General features: G+C 56.3%; 17 protein-coding genes. 11 read left to right on the top strand and 6 right to left on the bottom strand.

The genetic code is table 11. The annotated features are described in order from the left end of the window. The first annotated feature begins 1 nt into the window (after position 1). From Dpoa2040_RS04515 to Dpoa2040_RS04490, 6 genes are all read left to right on the top strand, one after another. Positions 2 to 1507 carry a sugar ABC transporter ATP-binding protein gene (locus tag Dpoa2040_RS04515; protein WP_168640444.1) on the top strand — a complete coding sequence of 502 codons (1506 nt, stop codon included), beginning with the start codon at positions 2 to 4 and terminating at the stop codon, positions 1505 to 1507. Then, positions 1500 to 2489: an ABC transporter permease gene (locus Dpoa2040_RS04510; protein WP_168640443.1), complete on the top strand. Its 990-nt coding sequence runs from the start codon at positions 1500 to 1502 to the stop codon at positions 2487 to 2489. Before Dpoa2040_RS04515 ends, Dpoa2040_RS04510 begins: the two co-directional genes overlap by 8 nt. 19 nt (positions 2490 to 2508) lie before the next feature. After that, positions 2509 to 3573: an ABC transporter permease gene (locus Dpoa2040_RS04505; RefSeq protein WP_168640477.1), complete on the top strand. Its 1065-nt coding sequence runs from the start codon at positions 2509 to 2511 to the stop codon at positions 3571 to 3573. Then, complete coding sequence (gene alsE / locus Dpoa2040_RS04500) at positions 3573 to 4265, top strand: D-allulose 6-phosphate 3-epimerase (RefSeq protein ID WP_042868249.1); 693 nt, start codon at positions 3573 to 3575, stop codon at positions 4263 to 4265. Before Dpoa2040_RS04505 ends, alsE begins: the two co-directional genes overlap by 1 nt. Next, on the top strand, positions 4265 to 5158 hold the full coding sequence (alsK, locus tag Dpoa2040_RS04495) for an allose kinase (RefSeq protein WP_168640476.1): 894 nt from the start codon (positions 4265 to 4267) through the stop codon (positions 5156 to 5158). The genes alsE and alsK overlap by 1 nt, the downstream gene beginning before the upstream one ends. Positions 5159 to 5222: 64 nt before the next feature. Next, positions 5223 to 6236, top strand: coding sequence for a ribokinase (locus tag Dpoa2040_RS04490; RefSeq protein ID WP_168640442.1), 1014 nt, complete (start codon positions 5223 to 5225; stop codon positions 6234 to 6236). Here Dpoa2040_RS04490 and Dpoa2040_RS04485 read toward each other — a convergent pair. Further along, entirely contained in the window at positions 6199 to 6819 is a 621-nt protein-coding gene (locus Dpoa2040_RS04485; RefSeq protein WP_146411612.1) for a LysE/ArgO family amino acid transporter, read from the bottom strand. The two genes, Dpoa2040_RS04490 and Dpoa2040_RS04485, sit on opposite strands and share 38 nt — an antisense overlap. Before the next feature lie 180 nt (positions 6820 to 6999). Next, on the bottom strand, positions 7000 to 7776 hold the full coding sequence (locus Dpoa2040_RS04480; RefSeq protein ID WP_168640441.1) for an HNH endonuclease: 777 nt from the start codon (positions 7774 to 7776) through the stop codon (positions 7000 to 7002). Between the two features lie 269 nt (positions 7777 to 8045). Between Dpoa2040_RS04480 and Dpoa2040_RS04475 the strand changes: the two genes are divergently transcribed. Continuing rightward, complete coding sequence (locus Dpoa2040_RS04475; protein WP_246867245.1) at positions 8046 to 9383, top strand: MFS transporter; 1338 nt, start codon at positions 8046 to 8048, stop codon at positions 9381 to 9383. Here Dpoa2040_RS04475 and Dpoa2040_RS04470 read toward each other — a convergent pair. Then, entirely contained in the window at positions 9380 to 10828 is a 1449-nt protein-coding gene (locus tag Dpoa2040_RS04470) for a PLP-dependent aminotransferase family protein (RefSeq protein WP_050569375.1), read from the bottom strand. The two genes, Dpoa2040_RS04475 and Dpoa2040_RS04470, sit on opposite strands and share 4 nt — an antisense overlap. A 106-nt stretch (positions 10829 to 10934) precedes the next feature. Here Dpoa2040_RS04470 and Dpoa2040_RS04465 point away from each other — a divergent pair, with 106 nt between their 5' ends. Continuing rightward, positions 10935 to 11384 carry a GNAT family N-acetyltransferase gene (locus Dpoa2040_RS04465; RefSeq protein WP_168640475.1) on the top strand — a complete coding sequence of 150 codons (450 nt, stop codon included), beginning with the start codon at positions 10935 to 10937 and terminating at the stop codon, positions 11382 to 11384. Next, positions 11381 to 11812, top strand: coding sequence for a carboxymuconolactone decarboxylase family protein (locus Dpoa2040_RS04460; RefSeq protein ID WP_168640439.1), 432 nt, complete (start codon positions 11381 to 11383; stop codon positions 11810 to 11812). Before Dpoa2040_RS04465 ends, Dpoa2040_RS04460 begins: the two co-directional genes overlap by 4 nt. Positions 11813 to 12005: 193 nt before the next feature. Here the strand turns inward: Dpoa2040_RS04460 and Dpoa2040_RS04455 are convergent, their stop codons facing one another. After that, positions 12006 to 12536, bottom strand: coding sequence for a chorismate mutase (locus Dpoa2040_RS04455; protein ID WP_042868269.1), 531 nt, complete (start codon positions 12534 to 12536; stop codon positions 12006 to 12008). Between the two features lie 366 nt (positions 12537 to 12902). Further along, positions 12903 to 14135 carry an MFS transporter gene (locus Dpoa2040_RS04450; protein ID WP_168640438.1) on the bottom strand — a complete coding sequence of 411 codons (1233 nt, stop codon included), beginning with the start codon at positions 14133 to 14135 and terminating at the stop codon, positions 12903 to 12905. Between the two features lie 482 nt (positions 14136 to 14617). On the opposite strand from Dpoa2040_RS04450, the gene Dpoa2040_RS04445 reads away from it, so the two are divergent. After that, the gene (locus Dpoa2040_RS04445; RefSeq protein WP_168640437.1) at positions 14618 to 15328 is read left to right on the top strand and encodes an HD domain-containing protein; all 711 of its coding nucleotides are present in this window, start codon (positions 14618 to 14620) and stop codon (positions 15326 to 15328) included. A 124-nt stretch (positions 15329 to 15452) separates the two neighbouring features. Then, positions 15453 to 16259: an IclR family transcriptional regulator gene (locus tag Dpoa2040_RS04440; protein WP_168640436.1), complete on the top strand. Its 807-nt coding sequence runs from the start codon at positions 15453 to 15455 to the stop codon at positions 16257 to 16259. A 133-nt stretch (positions 16260 to 16392) separates the two neighbouring features. Here Dpoa2040_RS04440 and Dpoa2040_RS04435 read toward each other — a convergent pair whose 3' ends face one another. Next, the gene (locus Dpoa2040_RS04435) at positions 16393 to 17985 is read right to left on the bottom strand and encodes a methyl-accepting chemotaxis protein (RefSeq protein WP_168640435.1); all 1593 of its coding nucleotides are present in this window, start codon (positions 17983 to 17985) and stop codon (positions 16393 to 16395) included. Positions 17986 to 18001: the final 16 nt, after the last annotated feature.

Below are 18001 nucleotides of genomic sequence, written 5' to 3'. Positions count from 1 at the left end.
GATGAACGCGGCTGAACCACAGACGCTGATTGCGCTGGAGAACCTGTCGAAAACCTTCGGCGGCAACCGGGCGCTGAGCGATATCTCGCTGTCGCTGATGGCGGGAGAAGTGCACTGTCTGGCTGGCACCAACGGCTGTGGCAAGAGTACCTTGATCAAGGTGATATCCGGGGTACATGCCCCGGATAGCGGCAGCTGTATCCGACTGGGAGAAGGCGACGCACTCGCGCGCCTCACCGCCCGGCAGGCGCGTGATTTTGGCGTTCAGGTGATTTATCAGGACCTGTCGTTGTTTCCCAACCTGAGCGTGGCGGAAAACATCGCCTTCGAGCATAACCTGAACGGGTTGTTCGGCTGGTACAGCGCCCGCCGGGTGCGCGACACCGCGCAGCGCATCATCAACGAATTGCAGTTCGACCTGCAACTCGATGCCACGGTGGCGGCGCTGTCCATTGCGCAGCGCCAGCAGGTGGCGATCTGCCGGGCGCTGGTAGCGGAGGCTCGGCTGGTTGTCATGGACGAACCGACCGCCTCACTGACCCGCACCGAAGTCAACCAACTGCTGCGCACCGTGCGCTATCTGAAAGACAAAAACATCTGCGTGGTGTTCGTTAGTCACCGGCTGGATGAAGTGCTGGAGATCTCCGACCGGGTAACGGTGATCCGTGATGGCCGTAAGGTCGGCACCTGGCCTGCCAGCGAGATGGACGGCGCGCGGCTGACCGAGCTGATGACCGGCCTGACGCTCGACTATCAATTGAAAGCTCCCACCAGCAATCCGGATCGTGTGTTGCTGGAGGTGGAGAGGCTGAGTCGCGCCGGGCAGTACCACGATGTCAGCTTCCGGCTGCATCAGGGCGAAGTGCTGGGGCTGTGTGGGTTGCTCGGCTCCGGGCGTACCGAGCTGGCGTTGTCGCTGTTCGGCATGACCCAGCCCGACAGCGGAAAAATCTGGCTCGACAGCAAGCCGGTGCGCTTTCGTCACCATGAGGACGCCATCAAATCCGGTATCGGTTATGTGTCGGAAGACCGGCTGACGCTGGGGTTGATCCAGCAGCAGTCGGTGGCGGACAACATGGTGCTGACCATCCTTGACCAACTGCGCAGTCGCTTCCATCTGATTGACGAATACCGCAAGAACACGCTGATTCTGCGCTGGATCCAGCAACTGGGAGTGCGGGTGGCGGACCCGGAACAGGCGATCTCCACGTTGTCTGGCGGCAACCAGCAAAAGATCGTGCTGGCGAAATGGGTGCTGACCCAGCCGAGGATACTGATCCTCGACTCGCCCACCGTTGGGGTGGATGTGGGGGCCAAAGCCAGCATCTATCAGTTGATCCACCAACTGGCCCGTGAGGGGCTTTCCATCATCCTGATTTCCGACGAAGTGCCGGAAGTCTACTACAACTGCGACCGGGTACTGCATTTTCAGGATGGCACCATCCATGCCGAATACCGGCCACACGACATCGCGCAGCAGCAACTGGCGGAGGTGATCAATGCCTGACATATCCTGGTTGAAACCGCAGTCGAGCCAGGGCTGGCTGGCCTGGGTGCTGCTGTGTTTCGTGGTGTTTTTCTCCCTTGCCAGCGACCAGTTCCTGACGTGGCAAAACCTGCTCGACCTGGCGGATACCTATGCCGTTACCGGTATTTTTGCGCTGGGGTTGTTCGTGGTGCTGGTGACCGGCGGCATCGATATTTCGTTCGCGGCGGTGGCCTCGGTAACACAATACCTGATCGCCTCACTGTTCGTGAATGTTGGTCTTGATAATCCGGTGGTCAGCATCGGGCTGGCGGTGCTGTGCGGTGCGCTGCTCGGCATGATCAACGCCGTGTTGATCTACTCGCTGCGTATTGTGTCGATCATCATCACCATCAGTATGCAATCGCTGCTGTTTGGCTTGCTGATGTGGCTGACCAATGGCCACAGCCTGTACAGCTTGCCGGAATGGTGGGTGACGCTGCGCAGCGTGCTGCCGTTTACCGTCAACGGCCAGAGTTATCAGGTCGGCCTGCCGCTGACGCTGATGCTGGTGATCGCGCTGTTCACCTGGGTCCTGCTCAACAAAACCCACCTTGGCCGCCAGTTATACGCCACCGGCGGCGATCAGGAATCGGCAAGGCGCATCGGGATTCGCGTCGGGTTGATCCACCTGCTGGCTTACGGCTACCTCGGCGTGATGGCGGCAGTCGGCGGGCTGGTGCAGGTCTACCGTGTCGGCGAAGTGGTGCCGAATGCGCTGGTGGGCGGCGAACTGGACGTGCTGGCCGCCACCGTGCTCGGCGGTGCCAGCCTGATGGGCGGCAAAGGCACCGTCACCGGCACGCTGATGGGCGTGTTTCTGATAGCCATCCTCAAGAACGGCCTCAACCTGATTGGCGTCTCCAGCTATTTCATGAACATCGTCATCGGCGCGGTGATCATGCTGGCGATAACCGTTACCCACTACAAAAAACGGAAGGAAACCGATGTCAGTTTTACCTGAACGACAGGCGTATTCCGCCATGAACTCGATTGCCCGGTTACGTATCGCTGTCCGTCGGGCGGGTGGTGCGCATCCCGGCCTGCTGCTGCTGATAGCCATCGCGGTAGCCGCCTTTACGCTGGCGCTGCCGGGGCGGTTCTTCACAGGCTCTACCTTTATGAGCATGGCGTTTCAGTTGCCGGAATTAGGGCTATTCACGCTGGCGATGTTCGTCGCCATCCTGAGCGGCGGCCTGAATCTGTGCATCATCGCCACGGCTAATCTCACCAGCTTATTTATCGCCTGGGTGTTGCTGAGTTATTTGCCGTCCGGCGCCGGTACGGCACTGCAATTGCTGTGGCTGGGCATCGGGGTGCTGGGGGCGGTGGCGATCGCGGTGCTGATTGGGGTGATTACCGGGCTGATGGTAACCAAAGTGGGCGCGCACCCGATTCTGGTGACACTCGCCACCATGATGACGGTCAACGGCATCGGTATCTGGCTGACACGCGGCGCGGCGGTGAGCGGTATGCCGGAGGTGGTGCGCACACTCGGTTCCGGTACGCTGCTCGGCGTGCCGCTACCGCTCTATCTGTTCCTGCTGGCGGCTGCGGCGATGGCGCTATTTCTTGGCAAAACCCGTGCCGGCAAGTGCATTTACATGGGCGGCAGCAACATCAACGCCACCTGGTTTAGCGGCATCAACACCCACCGCATGTTGGTGCTGGTGTATGTCATTTCCAGTTTGTTGTGCGTGCTGGCCGGGCTGGTGATGATGGCGCGTTTTAACTCGGCACGCATCGGCTACGGCGACTCTTACCTGCTGCTGACAGTACTGGCGATCATTCTTGGCGGCGCTGACCCTAACGGCGGTTTTGGCCGGGTCACCGGCGTGGTGCTGGCGCTGGTGGCGTTACAGATCCTCTCCACCGGTTTCAACCTGCTGAACATCAGCCAGCATTTCAGTCTGGCGATGTGGGGCGCGGTGCTGATCGTGGTGCTGTCGCTCAAATTCTTTAAAAACCAATACATCCATTACCGGGCCGTGCGCCGCAGCGTGCAGCTGGCCCGCCAGTCATCGTTAAACGATAAAAAGGACGTCTGATGCGTACTCAACTTTCCCCCTCGCTGATGTGTATGAATCTCATGGAGATTAAGCAGCAACTGGCGGTGCTGGACTCGCGGGCCGATTTTCTGCACGTGGACATCATGGACGGGCACTACGTCAAGAACATCACCCTGTCGCCGTTTTTCATTGAACAGATTCGGCCATTTACTCGCGTGGCTATCGACGTGCATCTGATGGTGGAAGCGCCGACCGATTTTATCGATGCGGTGGCAAAAGCCGGGGCGGACGTTATCTGCCCGCACGCCGAAACCATCAACCGTGACGCGTTCCGGGTCATTAATCAGATTCGCGCGCTGAATCGCCGGGTGGGCGTGGTGCTTAACCCGGCGACGCCGGTATCGTATATCCATCACTACATCCACCTGCTGGACAAGATAACCGTGATGACGGTGGACCCCGGTTACGCCGGTCAGCCATTTATTCCGGAAATGGTGCGCAAAATCGAGGAACTGCGCAGCCTGAAAGCCCGGCACGGCTACCAGTACCTGATAGAGGTGGACGGTTCCTGCAACCAGCGAACCTACGGTACGCTGCTGGCGGCGGGTGCTGAGGTGCTGATCGTCGGTACATCCGGCTTGTTCGGCCTGCATGACCGGCTGGAGCAGGCATGGGATTTGATGCAAGGACACATCGCGCAGGCGAAGGGCGCGCTAAGCGAGTCTGTGTGATGACCGGCTGGTTGGGGGTGGATATCGGCGGCACCAGCACCCGGTTGCTGGTGATGGATGCACAACACCACTGGTCGGGGTTTCACAAAGTGCCGACCGCCAGTTGGGCGCGGGAGCCGGATGCGCTGGGCGCGCTGGCTGAGGTGTTGCGCCCGGCGCTGGCGACGGCGGACTGCGCCATCGGCGGCGTGATGCTGGGGTTGCCGGGTATCCTCAGTCATGACCGCCAGCAGGTGGTGTCGCTGCCGTTTATCCCCGTGTTGGATGACCAGCCGTTGGCGCGTCAACTGGCGGAACGGATAGGCGTGCCGGTAGCGATGGATAAAGACGTCAACCACCTGATGTTGTGGGATTTGCTGCAACTGAAGCGTCTGCCGCAGCACGCGGTGGGGGTGTATCTCGGCACCGGTTTGGGCAACAGCCTGTGGATCAACGGCCAGTTTTACCACGGCCAGCACGGCGGCTCCGGCGAGTTGGGGCACATTCCGTGGCCGGACAATCCGCGCCCCTGTCCGTGCGGCAACGAAGGCTGCGTGGAAACCGTCACCAGCGGCCATTGGTTGAGCCAGTGGGCGCAGCGGCACTGCCCGGAGCAGCCGCTTGCAACACTGTTTTCGACCCAGCGCGACCACCCGGACCTGTGCGCGTTTATTGACCGGCTGGCGAAAACCATTGCGGCAGAAATGAATATTCTGGACCCGGAATACCTGATTTTGGGGGGCGGGGTGCCGGCAATGGCGGATTTTCCGCTGCAACAGTTTCAGTCGCGGCTGGAGCGCCATTTGCGCCCACCGGTAACCCGACGCGGGTTGAAACTGGTGGTCAGTGCCGCGACCGATCACACTGGGTGCCGTGGCGCTTGTCTGGCAGCGGAGCGTTATTTCGGGAGATAACGCTATTGGGGACGATGACGCGATGACGTTATTGGAATGAGAACCTCGTTGAGGGAGAACCGGTATGAAAGGCAAGGTGTGCGTGTTTGGCTCGTTCAATCTGGATATCGTCTCGCATATGCAGCGCTTTCCGGCGCCTGGCGAGTCGCTGATTGCCCAGCACAGCATGATGGGACCCGGCGGCAAGGGCGCCAATCAGGCGATGGCGGCGATGCGTGCCGGGGCGCGGGTGCACTATATCGGCAAGGTTGGGCGGGATGATTTCGGCTCTTACGCCCGTCGCCATCTGGAACACAGTGGGTTTGATGCTATCACCCTGTTTACCTGCAAGGAAAAGCCGACCGGCAACGCACTGATTTACGTGGCGGGGGATGATGCCGAAAACATGATTTCAGTCTACCCCGGCGCTAATCTCACCGTCACCGCTGCTGAAGTCGCCCGCTGTCGGCCAACAGTGGCGGCGGCTGATATCCTGCTGATGCAACTGGAGAATAATCTGAGCGCCATCCAACGCATGATGGACACCGCTCGTGAGGCGGACACCTACGTCATCGTCAACCCGGCACCGTGGCAGAAGGTCAGCAATGCGTTTTTGCGTCACGTCGATTTGCTCACGCCCAATAGCACCGAGGCGGCCCAACTTACCGGCGTTGCCGTTAATGACTGGGAGAGTGCCGAACGTGCCGCCGAGGTGCTGCACGATAAAGGGGTGGCGAAACTGGTGATCACGCTGGGTATGCAGGGGGCTTTGCTGTCCACTGGCGATAGTCTGGCACGCATCCCGGTTTTCCCGGCACAGCCGAAAGACACCACCGGTGCTGGGGATGCCTTCAATGGCGCACTGGCAGCCCGGCTGGCGGCGGGGGAAGCGCTGGCCGAGGCGGCGTTGTTTGCGTCTGCTTACGCCGCAGTATGTGTTGAACGGGAAGGGGCGGCCAATGCCATGCCGCTCTACGCCGACGCGCTGGCGCGGCTGCACGCCTGGCCGACAAAGGAAATAGAATGGCTGCGCGGCGGCGCGTCCGCATCAGATAGCGTTATCACTGATACAGCAAACGACACAGCTGCAACGCCATAAAAATCATGTAGCAGCCTATCAGGCTGTCGATGACGCGCCAGGTGGTCGGGTTGGCAAAATAACGCGAACAGGCGGCGGCCATGTAGCCGATGGTGTAGAACCAGAGCAGCGAGGCGCTGACGGTCCCGGCCAGATAACACAGCTTCAGATCGGGGGCGATGCCGGAGGAAATGCCGCCGATAATCACCACCGTATCCAGATAAACATGCGGGTTTAGCAGGCTGACCGCCAGACTGGCGCTGATCACCGTGCGTCGGCGCAAACCATCCGCCTGTGAGGTGATCGTCAGCTGGTTGTTGCCGCGCCAGGCGCTTTTCAGCGTGTTATAACCATACCACAGCAGAAACAGCGCCCCGGCCAGCGTCAGCGCGGTGATCGCCGGTTTACTGTCGTTAATGATTTTCCCCAGACCCAGCACGCCGAGCGTCATCAGTACCAGATCGCATAAAAAGCACACCGAACTGACCCAAAACACATGCTCCCGGCGCATCCCCTGACGCAATACGAATGAATTCTGCGCGCCAATTGCGACGATCAAACCGGCACCGGTCATAAAACCGGTAATAAATACAGGTAACGGCATGATTTCTCTTTAGTTACAGATGAATTGAAATTACAGGTGAATTGAATAATGCAAATAATAACAACGAGTTGTGCGGTGATACCGCCAGCCTGTTGCTCGGTGTGGATAATGGATACATTCCGGCGATAAGGCCAATGAATAGATTTAATCTGTAATTAGGCGGACTAATAGATCGAGCAGTTAATGTTTCCCGAAAAGATGCTCACGATGGTGCTGAATATGCGCAAGGTTAGGCGCGTGATTTTGCTCTTTCGGCAAGCGCAACGGCTTGCCTTCATATTGCTCAAACTGGTTTTGCACCATCTCGCTGCTCAGCATTTTGAGGCGTGGCGAGAGCAATAACTCCAGATGATCATTAAACCCGATCAAGCCTTGGTCAAAGGCTTTGTCGTGCAGCGCAGACAAACACAACCCGTTGCTAGGGTCTAAACGGTGTTCGGCAATGTCTTTCCATGGCCGAATATGGCTGGCGATCAATAAGATCGGTTCTTCCAACCCGGTAATACAGCAGCGTTCATCGTAGGCTTTTAACACCCGCTTGCGAAACTGTTTCTGGCCGACGCGTGCTGTGGTGGTGACCAGACGTTCGTGGCCGTAATAGTCGGGCGGATTGTCTTCCTGTGCATGAGAGGGGGTTTCATCCGGCGCTGCCAGCGCCGCTATCGCCTGTTGGCATTGTTGCTCGAAGGTTTCCGGGTCACGATCCAGTTCTTGCCACAGCTCCCGGTCGGCTTTAGAGGCTTGACGTAATCCGCTACGCCCAGAATCGGTGATTACCGGGTCAAGACTGGCGATATTTACCAGTTTCATCGCCAGCGCAGAAGGGGTTCTGCCAATCAGCCCGGCGTAGCGGATAATCTCAGGGTTGCGGGAGTGGAGCTTGCCGAACGGTAATTGGCTGTACAAGGTAAACGCAACCAGTAATTGGTTACGCGTCCAGAGCGTGGAGGCGGCCATGCATGTTCCTGCAAGTTAACGTATCGTGTTAGTCGATGCGCTAACTATGCCAGGCGGCATCAAAAAAATCATGCGCTTCATCAACAGGATGACGCACAAATTGCTTCGTGAATCAATTGCGACTTCCTGCCAAACCCAGTAGGGTGATGGGTACAAAAAACGTGCGGCGGGAGGCCTTGCCGCGCACTTCACGCCTTTTATTTTCGGACATCATTTTGAACGCAGCAGTCACTTCTTCGGGTACGGATTCCGTCGCTGACGGATTACCGATGCCGGCGCGTCTTGGCGCCATTTTCGCTATTGCGTTTGGCATTGCTATGGCGGTGCTGGACGGCGCTATCGCCAACGTGGCGTTACCCACCATCGCCGCCGATTTTAACATTAGCCCGGCGTCGTCTATCTGGATCGTCAATGCGTATCAACTGGCGGTCACCATGACGTTGCTGTCGCTGTCGTCGCTGGGGGATATCGTGGGCTACCGCCGGGTCTATCTGGTCGGGTTGGTGCTGTTTACGCTGATGTCGTTTGTCTGTGCGTTGTCGGATTCGCTGACGACGCTGACGCTGGCGCGCATTCTGCAGGGGCTGGCAGCTGCTGCGCTGATGAGTGTCAACACCGCGTTGATCCGGCTTATCTACCCTAAAACCCGATTGGGACGAGGTATGGCGATCAACTCGCTGGTGGTGGCGGTGTCTACCGCTGCCGGGCCGACCATTGCCGCAGGGATTTTAGGCGTGGCGTCGTGGCAGTGGCTGTTTGCGATTAATGTGCCGTTCGGCATGGTTGCGATGCTATTGGGTTGGCGTTTTTTGCCGCGTAACGACGGGATGAAGGCGCAGCGCTTTGATGCCTCCGGCGCGCTGCTGAACGCACTGACCTTCGGGCTATTTTTCATCGCGCTGGGTGGCTTTGCTCACCAGCAGAACGGCTGGCTGGTGTTGGGCGAATTGTTGCTGACCCTGCTGGTGGGGGGCTATTTTTTCCGCCGTCAGCTCAACCAGCCCTATCCGTTGTTGCCGGTGGATCTGCTGCGTATTCCGATATTTGCGCTGTCGATGGGCACGTCGGTCAGTTCGTTCTGTGCGCAGATGCTGGCGATGGTGTCGCTGCCGTTCTATTTCCAGAGCGTGCTGGGGATGAATGAAATCGAAACCGGCTTGCTGCTTACCCCCTGGCCGTTGGCGATCATGGCGGTAGCTCCAGTTGCAGGGCGTTTGCTTGAGCGCATCAATGCCGGGGTATTGTGCACCATTGGATTGTCGTTGTTTGCGCTGGGGCTATTCTCGCTGGCCTGGTTGCCGACGTCGCCAGGCTATCTGGACATTGGACTGCGCATGGTGCTGTGCGGCGTGGGTTTCGGGTTGTTTCAGTCGCCGAATAATCACACCATCATCAGCGCGGCACCCCGTCATCGCAGCGGCGGTGCCAGCGGTATGCTGGGCACCGCCCGACTGGTGGGGCAGACCACCGGTGCGGCGCTGGTGGCGCTGATGTTCAACCTGTTCGGCGGGCAAGGCACCCATGCATCGTTGGTAGCCGCAGGTACTTTCGCCACATTGGCCTCCGTGGTTAGCGGCCAGCGGATTTCGCGTCTGAAAACGGACTAGTCAGGTTGTTGCCTGATGGTGGGCAGGCGCTGAAACGACGGCAACGCGCAGAGGCGTTGAGTCAGTTGATGTGCCTGCTCAGCGCTCACCAGATTGGTGAATCCCAGCAGTAATCCCCCAGCGCTGTTTGCCCGTTGCCGCCACTGGCTGAGCGCTTGCACCGACAACCCAGCGGTAATGGCTTGCGCGGCGATATCCCTGTCATGCTGGCCTTCCAGCGCTAGTCTGGCCAGCAGATGCATTCCGCCTGCGCTGGCATGAAGGTTTACCCGGTTACCTGCCAGTGCGGTGATCGCCTCTTGCAGGTAACGGCGGCGCTCAGCGTAGAGTGTGCGCATTTTTCTGATATGTCGGGCGAAATGCCCCTGCTCCATAAAGTCGGCGGTGGTGGCTTGCGCCAGTATGAACCCGTTACTGTGCAGAATTTGCGCCGTCTGCTGAAATACCGGGATCTGTGCCTGTGGCACCACCAGATAAGCCAGCCTGAGGCCGGGGAAAAACACCTTACTGAATGTGCCGGTATAGATAACCCGTTCGTCGTTATCCAGACTTTTTAACGCAGGCAAGGGCCGACCGTGATAGCGGAATTCACTGTCGTAATCATCTTCGATAACCCACGCCTCCCGGCGAGCCGCCCACGCCAGCAACGCCAGACGCCGTGGTAACGATAGCGCGACGCCAAGCGGACTCTGATGGGTGGGGGTCACGACGGCGAAGCGGGCGTGCCCCGCGTATTGCTCGCCTGCGGCCACATCGAGACCGTCTTCATCCACCGATACCGGGGCCAGTTGCATACCGGCGTGCAGCAGAAAACGGCGTGCCAGCGGATAACCGGGGTCTTCATACCAACCGAGATCGTCGGGTTTGAACAGTGTCCGACAGATCAAATCCAGCGAGCAGTGGTAACCCGCAGTAATAAAAATCTGTTGCTCTGAGCAGGCGATACCACGAGAGACGCCGAGATAGGCGGCAATCGCGCGGCGTAACGGCAGGTATCCCTGTGGGTCCGGGTAGGCCAGCGCATTACCAGCCAACGTTCTCAGGCGTTGCCCAACCAGCCGGTTCCAGGTTGTGCGTGGAAAAGCATCCAGAGCCGGTAGTCCCAACTGAAAAGGCAAAGTAGCCGGGCTGTCCGGTTCTGGCGGTGGGCGTGATGACGCCGGAGCGACGGGCGCATGGGAGGGCGTCAGGTTTGCCAGCCCAGGTGAAACAATGGTGCCGGCTGGTCCACGCGGCAGCAGATAACCTTCGCTTGTCAGCCGCTGATAGGCGGCTTCTACCGTGCCGCGCGCCAGATTCAGTTCGCTGGCCAGGCTGCGTACCGAGGGAACTCGCTCGCCGGGGCGTAATTGCCCGCTGGCGATGGCATCCCGAATACGCTGGTAAAGCTGTTGATTGAGAGGTGTGGACGGCGCTGGCGAAAACGGTCTGGTCAGAAAATCCATCACTATGTCCTTATCAAAGCGACATTTCTTGCCCCTATTGAATGGGGCATTGTTGGCTTACAGTAGCCCGCATTGCAACCCTCTTCATCGCGTAAGGATCGAAATGATGGCTGACATTCATCTGGCATGGGCCAGTAGTCAGGCGGAACAACTGGCGTGTTTTAGTCTGATGCAGACCTTGCGACCGCATTTAACCGACAGCGAGCAATTTGTTCGTCAGGTGCAACGGCAGGCACAGCATGGCTACCAGTTGCTGGTCGCCTGGCAGGCCGATGTTGCGCTTGGGCTCGCTGGGTACCGGGTGCAGGAAAATCTGGTGTATGGGCGCTTTCTGTACGTTGATGACCTGGTATGCCGGGACGAGGTGCGCGGGCAGGGCATTGGCGATCGGCTGATGCAGGCAATGTATCAGGAAGCGACACGCGAACAGTGTGCCCAGCTGGTGTTGGATTCTGCGTTATCCAATGCGTTAGCTCACCGTTTCTATTTTCGTCAGGGGCTGTTGGCGCGAGCCCTACGTTTTAACGCGCCGATCCACAGTGGAGAAACACGATGAGTACATTACGTTTGCCGTATGCCACGCTGTCGCCGGAAGCCTACCAGGGGCTGTTGATGACCAAAAAAGCGCTGGAGAAAAGCACGCTCGGTCTTGAACTGATCGAACTGGTTTATTTACGCATTTCGCAAATCAACGGCTGTGCCTTTTGTTTAAACATGCACGCAGGATGGTTGCGGCGCGCAGGCGTCAGCAATGAAAAAGTAGATAGTCTGGCTGGGTGGCGGGTGTGTTCGTTGTACAACCCACGTGAGCAGGCCGCGCTGGCGTGGACGGAGTCGCTGGTGGATGTGGCGCAGACCCATGCGCCGGACGAGCACTTTGCACCGCTGCGTGACCACTTCACCGAGGCGGAGATCGCCGATCTTTGCTTTGCCATCGCCCTGATGAGCGCCTTCAATCGGCTGGCTATCGGAGCACGTCAGTAACACGGGTGCTGCAACAGCACCGTGGCAGTGTTCGGTATTGGCTAATGCGCCGACCCTTCTCCGTGTTCATAGCGCCTTCAGCACCTGCAACGCAGGGGAGATGCTGCATGGGGTCACCTTGCTCTTGGTTACCCCATGCAGCTTTCATCGTTGCAGGAAGCTGGCACGATGAATCTGCGTGCCGCCAGGGCGGTTAATGCTGTAATTTTGCCTGTTTCAGGGTGTTGAACAGCCGCGCTTTGTCGTACTCGCTGAGGTTTTTCTGGATAACCGTGTGCATAAACGCGGTGTGATTCAGATGGCTCAGGCTGCCGCCCTGCTTGCGCAGCGTATCGGCGAGTTGCTGGAGCAGCATACCGTTTAGTTTGGCTATCTGAGCACGCACTTCATCCAGCGAGCGTGGTTGCCAGTTTTTTTCCGGCACAGCCAGCCAGTCGGCGCGATAGCGATACTGAATTGCCTTGGCGGCATCCATCTGTGCCTGAATAAATGGTGTCACCGAATCGGCGTCCAGCCCGTACTGTGTTGCCTGCTGTCGGCTGGCTTTCAGTACATTGTCCTCCTGTTGCAGATCCTCAATCGCCAGATGATGAGCCGCTTTGTAGCCTGCAACATCTTTCATGTAGCTAAGGCGTTGGCTAACCAGTGATGCCAGATCGGTGCTTTCCGCGGCCAGCGCACTGGTGCTTATCAGGCAGGCTGCCAGACACATTGTCCGTAGCATATTGTCTCCAGATGGTTGTAAAGAAAGTTATAAGAAGGCAAAGTCGCCTATCGGCCTTGTTATTGCTACCGTTGTCGGCAGCGCACATGGCAAGTAACGCATGACTATCTTAAGTGCATAATATGGAAGGATGGGGGATCTGGTGGTTACGGATTCGTAACCAGACGTACATTATTTTTTGCATTTTGTGCGATGATTTCTGAGTGTGACTGTATGAATTAACGTTATCCAGCGGCACAACAGCCCCGACTACACGCGCTTTGCCGCTGTTTTTTGCCCGGCATTCGCTGATGATGAAAAAAAACCAGCAACGAAATCGGATTCACTTTTATAAAATATTCATACCGTTGGACATATGTTGATACGTTACGCCAAATGGTCTGGCTGGGGTGAAGGCAGTGGTGTGTTTGCCGATTTACGCCGCAGGCCAATCAACAACCCGATACCTGCCAGCAGTGAAAGCACGATAGCGATATACATAAACCGGGTCAGCGGCCAGCTATAGTGTTCGGACAAAAACAGAAATCCCCCCATCAGCGGCAATACCGACTGGTTCAACATTAGTATCAGTGATGAGGTACTGGCCAGCCGCTCGTAGGGGATCAGCGTCAGGCGCAGCGTGCGCATGATATTGCCGGTAAAAACCTTGCCGACGATGGCCAGCGCGTAAAATGTCAGGAATGCTCCTAATTGGTCGAGCGTGGTGGTCAGTAGCAGCGAAGCGATGACAATCAGGCCAAGCCCTGTCGCCAGCAGTGCCTCCCGGCTCAGGCGATTGAGCGCCGCACCGTAAACCAGCGTGGATAGAAATCCCGCCGCACCGGCGCAGATATCGATGAAACCGAAATATTTCACCGGCAGTTCCATCTGATTTTTAATCAATGCCGCACCGCTGGATTCCACCAGCCCATCAAACATATTATTTCCTGCTGCCAGCACGATCATCAGAATAATAAATGGATTGCGGATTATAATGAGTAACGGAAATCGTTTTTTCGGAGCTGAGTGTGGTGCCTTGATTTTATTTTTTGGCGAAAGTTCCGATGTGGAAGAAAACAGGCGAGAGGTGAGAAAATAATAAGCGTTGCATAAATAGAGGGTGGCGGCGATATACAATAGTGTCAGAAAACCATATTCGTATAGTAACATGCCCATCACCGGTCCCAGTACCATGCCGAGTAAATCCAGCCGGGTGAGCAGATTAGCATCCCTATCAATGTCGCGGCTGTGGGCGGCGATCAGCTTTTCCACTGCGGTGATGGTTTGTGCATTGCCGATGGAGACTCCAGCACCCAGCAACCCACAGGCTAACGCCAATATCAGCGGTTGTTCGGCGAAATTCAACACCAGACAAAGCAGCAGGCAGCCGAACGCCTTGGTTGCATCAGAGGCGATGGAGACAGGGCGGACGCCCATGCGGTCAATCAACACACCCAGCACCGGGGTTAACACAATACGCGGCAGCCACCCTATTGAGTAAGACAAACCGGAATAAACCAGGCTTTGGGTTTCAGCATAAACCAGTACCGGAATCAGGAACACCATCAGGCCATCAGCGATAAACACTAAGGCGAGAAAAAAGAGTAAAACCGGATTCATGGGATAAATACCCTTGATTGCATTACCCGACAGACTTCAGGTTATGTTTTGTAAATTAAAAAAATGACATAACGAAAATGAAAAAATAAGCGTTACGACATCGTATAAGTGGCTAAATATAATAATGTGTTATCAGGAAAGTAAATATTTATTTATTGACAAAATAGGGAATAAGTATTTTTTATTTAGAATAATTTTACCGCTTATTATCAATAGTGAAGATCAGCGTTGAGTACATCAGTCATGTTGTTGTCATGAGTTTTTGGTTATTGTGTGATGATTTATACCCTAAATAATTCGAGTTGCAGGACAACGCGCTCGCGCGTTGAACAACGCAACGCGTTGGCCCGTTAGGGCAAGGCTCATATGAGCCTTGTAACGCGGTAACCGAGTGACAAATTCGTCGGGAACGAATTTGACCAGCCAACGCACCTGCAACTTGAAGTATGACGGGGATATATGAATTGGCGCAGGAGAAAGACATGGATTTACTCGCGTTTGAACAGGCAATAAGTCAATATGTCGCCCGTCATCTGGCGGACTCTGTGGATAGCGCACATGATCACCATCATTTGGTGCGTGTAGCAAATAGCGCCCGGCATATCCAGCGGCTGGAAGGCGGTGATCTGCGGGTGATAATTGCCGCCGCTTATCTGCATGACATTGTGCTGGTGCCGAAGAATCATCCTGATCGCCGCCACGCGTCCCGCATGGCGGCGGAAGAGGCCGTACGCATTCTGTCACGGGATTTCCCTGATTTTCCCCACGCGTTATATCCGGCGCTGTTCCATGCAGTCGAAGCACACAGTTTTAGCGCGGGTATTATGGCACAAACGCTGGAGGCCAAAATCGTGCAGGATGCCGACCGGTTGGATTCGCTCGGTGCACTGGGGTTGGCGCGGGTGTTTTATGTAGCGGGCATGATGGGGCGTCCGTTGTTCGATCCGCAGGATATGTTTGCCTGCGAGCGTGAGCTGGATGATCGTCTCTACACGCTGGATCACTTCCGCGTTAAACTGATACGCCTGCCGGAAACCATGAATACGGCTGAAGGCAAACGCATCGCCGAAGCCAATGCCTCCTGGCTGGTGGATTTTCTTGCCAAGCTGGCTGGAGAAGTGAGCGGCGACCCGACTCAGCCAGACCCGCAGGTTCGCGCGCGTTTTAGTGCCTGGCATCCCTGGCTGACCTGACGATGGGTTACCCTGCGGCTTTTTTCTGTTTATATAACACCAGACCGCTGGGGTGGCATCATGTCATAGCGTGTCGAATCATGATATCGATAAATGAAACTGCTCAGTCAGAGGGGGATGATGCATGAGAACGCTGGCGCATGGTCATGATAAACCCATAGGCAATCAAAGCCTGGTGCGAGGGTTTCTGCTGCTTGAAATTTTAAGTAATTACCCGAATGGTTGTCCGTTGGCGCATCTGGCTGAGCTGGCTCAGCTCAACAAAAGCACGGTACATCGCTTGCTGCAAGGGTTGCAGGCATGTGGGTATGTCACTCCGGCGCCAGCGGCGGGCAGTTACCGTTTGACGACGAAATTTATTCGCGTTGGGCAGACATCGCTGGCACCGCCAGAGGTTCTCCGGCTGCTTGCGCCGCCGTTGCAGGCATTGAACGCCGCTACCGGGGAAACCGTCAATTTTTCCAGACGTGACGGTGATTACTGTATCCTGATCCACAAGCTGGAACCCACCATCGGTATGTTGCGCACGCGTGCTTATCTGGGGCAGCAGATGACCTTGTTCAGCTCGGCAATGGGGAAACTGTTTCTGGCAGACGACACCAAAGACGCATTTTTTTCCTACTGGAGTCATCATCAACCGCACATTCGCAAACTGACCCCGTATACCATTACCGATCCGATACAGATGGCGCGAGAACTGGAAGATGTGCGTCAGCGTGGGGTGGCGTTTGATCGTGAAGAGCACGAAGTCGGTGTATCCTGCATGGCAGCGCCAGTATTCGATGCGCATCAGCGCGTGAAATACGCTATTTCGTTGTCGCTTTCTTCGGCCAAGCTGCGCCAAATTGATGAGGACACGTTGTTGACGCCGCTGCGTCAGACCGCTCAAACGCTCTCTCAGGCACTGAAAACCCTGCCCGACGAAGCGTGAATCTCATCCATAGCGGGACGTTGCTGCGAAGGGAACGGAAAGGCGAGGTAAGACGTGAGGGGCCAGCAGTGAGAGGTAAGACGTGCGAGGTAAACAGCAAGCGGGCCGTCGTGTGACGGCCCGGTAAGTTGGATCAGTTAAGGCGTAATGCGGACGGCTGCTGGGCTTCCAGGTGGAAGAAGCGGACGGAATCGCGCAACTGCTCGCTCTGTTCCGTCATCGACTGAGCGGCGGTGGCGGCTTGCTCAACCAGCGCAGCGTTCTGTTGGGTTACCCGGTCCATCTGCTCGATAGCAACGCTGATTTCCTTGATCCCCTGATGCTGTTCGTTGGACGCCATCGAAATTTCCGCCACGATATCGGTGACCTTGCTGACCGCGCTGACGATCTCTTCCATGGCCTGACTGGCGGTATCGGCATGACGGGAGCCATCGGTGATTTTCTCTACCGTGCCTTCAATCAACGTTTTGATCTCTTTGGCGGCGTTCGCACTTTTTTGTGCCAGACTACGTACTTCTCCGGCGACGACGGCGAATCCCTTGCCTTGTTCGCCTGCGCGTGCCGCTTCCACCGCAGCGTTAAGCGCCAGAATGTTGGTCTGGAAAGCAATGCCTTCGATCACCGAGATAATATCGACGATTTTCTGCGAACTGGCGGAAATTTCATGCATACGTTTGAGCATGTCGTCTACCACATTGCCGCCGTGTACCGCGGTTTGAGACGTCTGGCGCGCCAGTTCGCTGGCCTGATGGGCGTTGTCGGCGTTGCGTTTTACCGTTTCAGTAATCTGCTGCATGTTGGAAGAGGTTTGCACCAGCGACGCCGCTTGCTCCTCGGTACGCTGTGACAAATCGCTATTTCCCTGAGCCATTTCATTGGCGGCAAGCGAGATAGATTCACTACCTTCCACGATACCCCGAATGATTTCAGCCAGTTTTTCGTTCATGAGTTTCATGGTCGCCAGCAAACTGTTGGTGTCACCGGCACGCAGCGCGATAGGAACACGCAGATTCCCTAATGCAACCTGATTCATAATGGCTGACGCGTAATCAGGTTCGCCGCCAAGCTGACGTGACAGACTGCGGGTAATTAACGTGGTGATGACGGCGGTGGCAATCAGTGCCAGCACCAGCAGGCCGGATAGTGTATACAGCGCATCTTTATAGCCAGCTTCCGAGGCGACGCCGGCCTGTTCACCTGCCGCAATTTCCATATCCACCAATTGCGCCAGATCTTTCATTAACTGGGTGCGATATTTGGAGGAGACGGCGCCGCTGATTTTACTGGCTTCGTCCAGCCTTCCGTTGTTGACGGCATCAATGACTTTACTGTTAACATCAACAAAGTTCTTAAAATTATCAACAACCTGATTGAATAACGCTTGTTTGTCCTGCGGCGCATTCTTCAGCAGGTTAGCGTAATTGGCCTGAGCTTTAAGGAATATATCCTGATTCTGCAATAACTCGACCCGATGGCCTTCGATTTCCTGCGGTGTTTTCGACGCAATATATTGCACCTGTTGCAGCCGTATTTCCGACAACATACCACGCATTTCCAGCGTATAACGGACACCGGGCATACGGTTATTCTTGAACGTGCCAACATTATTGTCACTGGCGTTGAGCTGGTAAATCGCCACAATACCGAGCAACAGCATCATGACGATGAGCACGGAAAACCCTAGCAAGAGTTTTGAAAAGACGGTTAATTGTGAGAGTTTTTTCATCGCGGTTTTCTTTTTA

The organism is Dickeya sp. CFBP 2040, from assembly GCF_012273755.1.
Classification (GTDB): Bacteria; Pseudomonadota; Gammaproteobacteria; order Enterobacterales; family Enterobacteriaceae; genus Dickeya; species Dickeya poaceiphila.
This window is presented reverse-complemented; position numbering and strand designations above follow the sequence as displayed.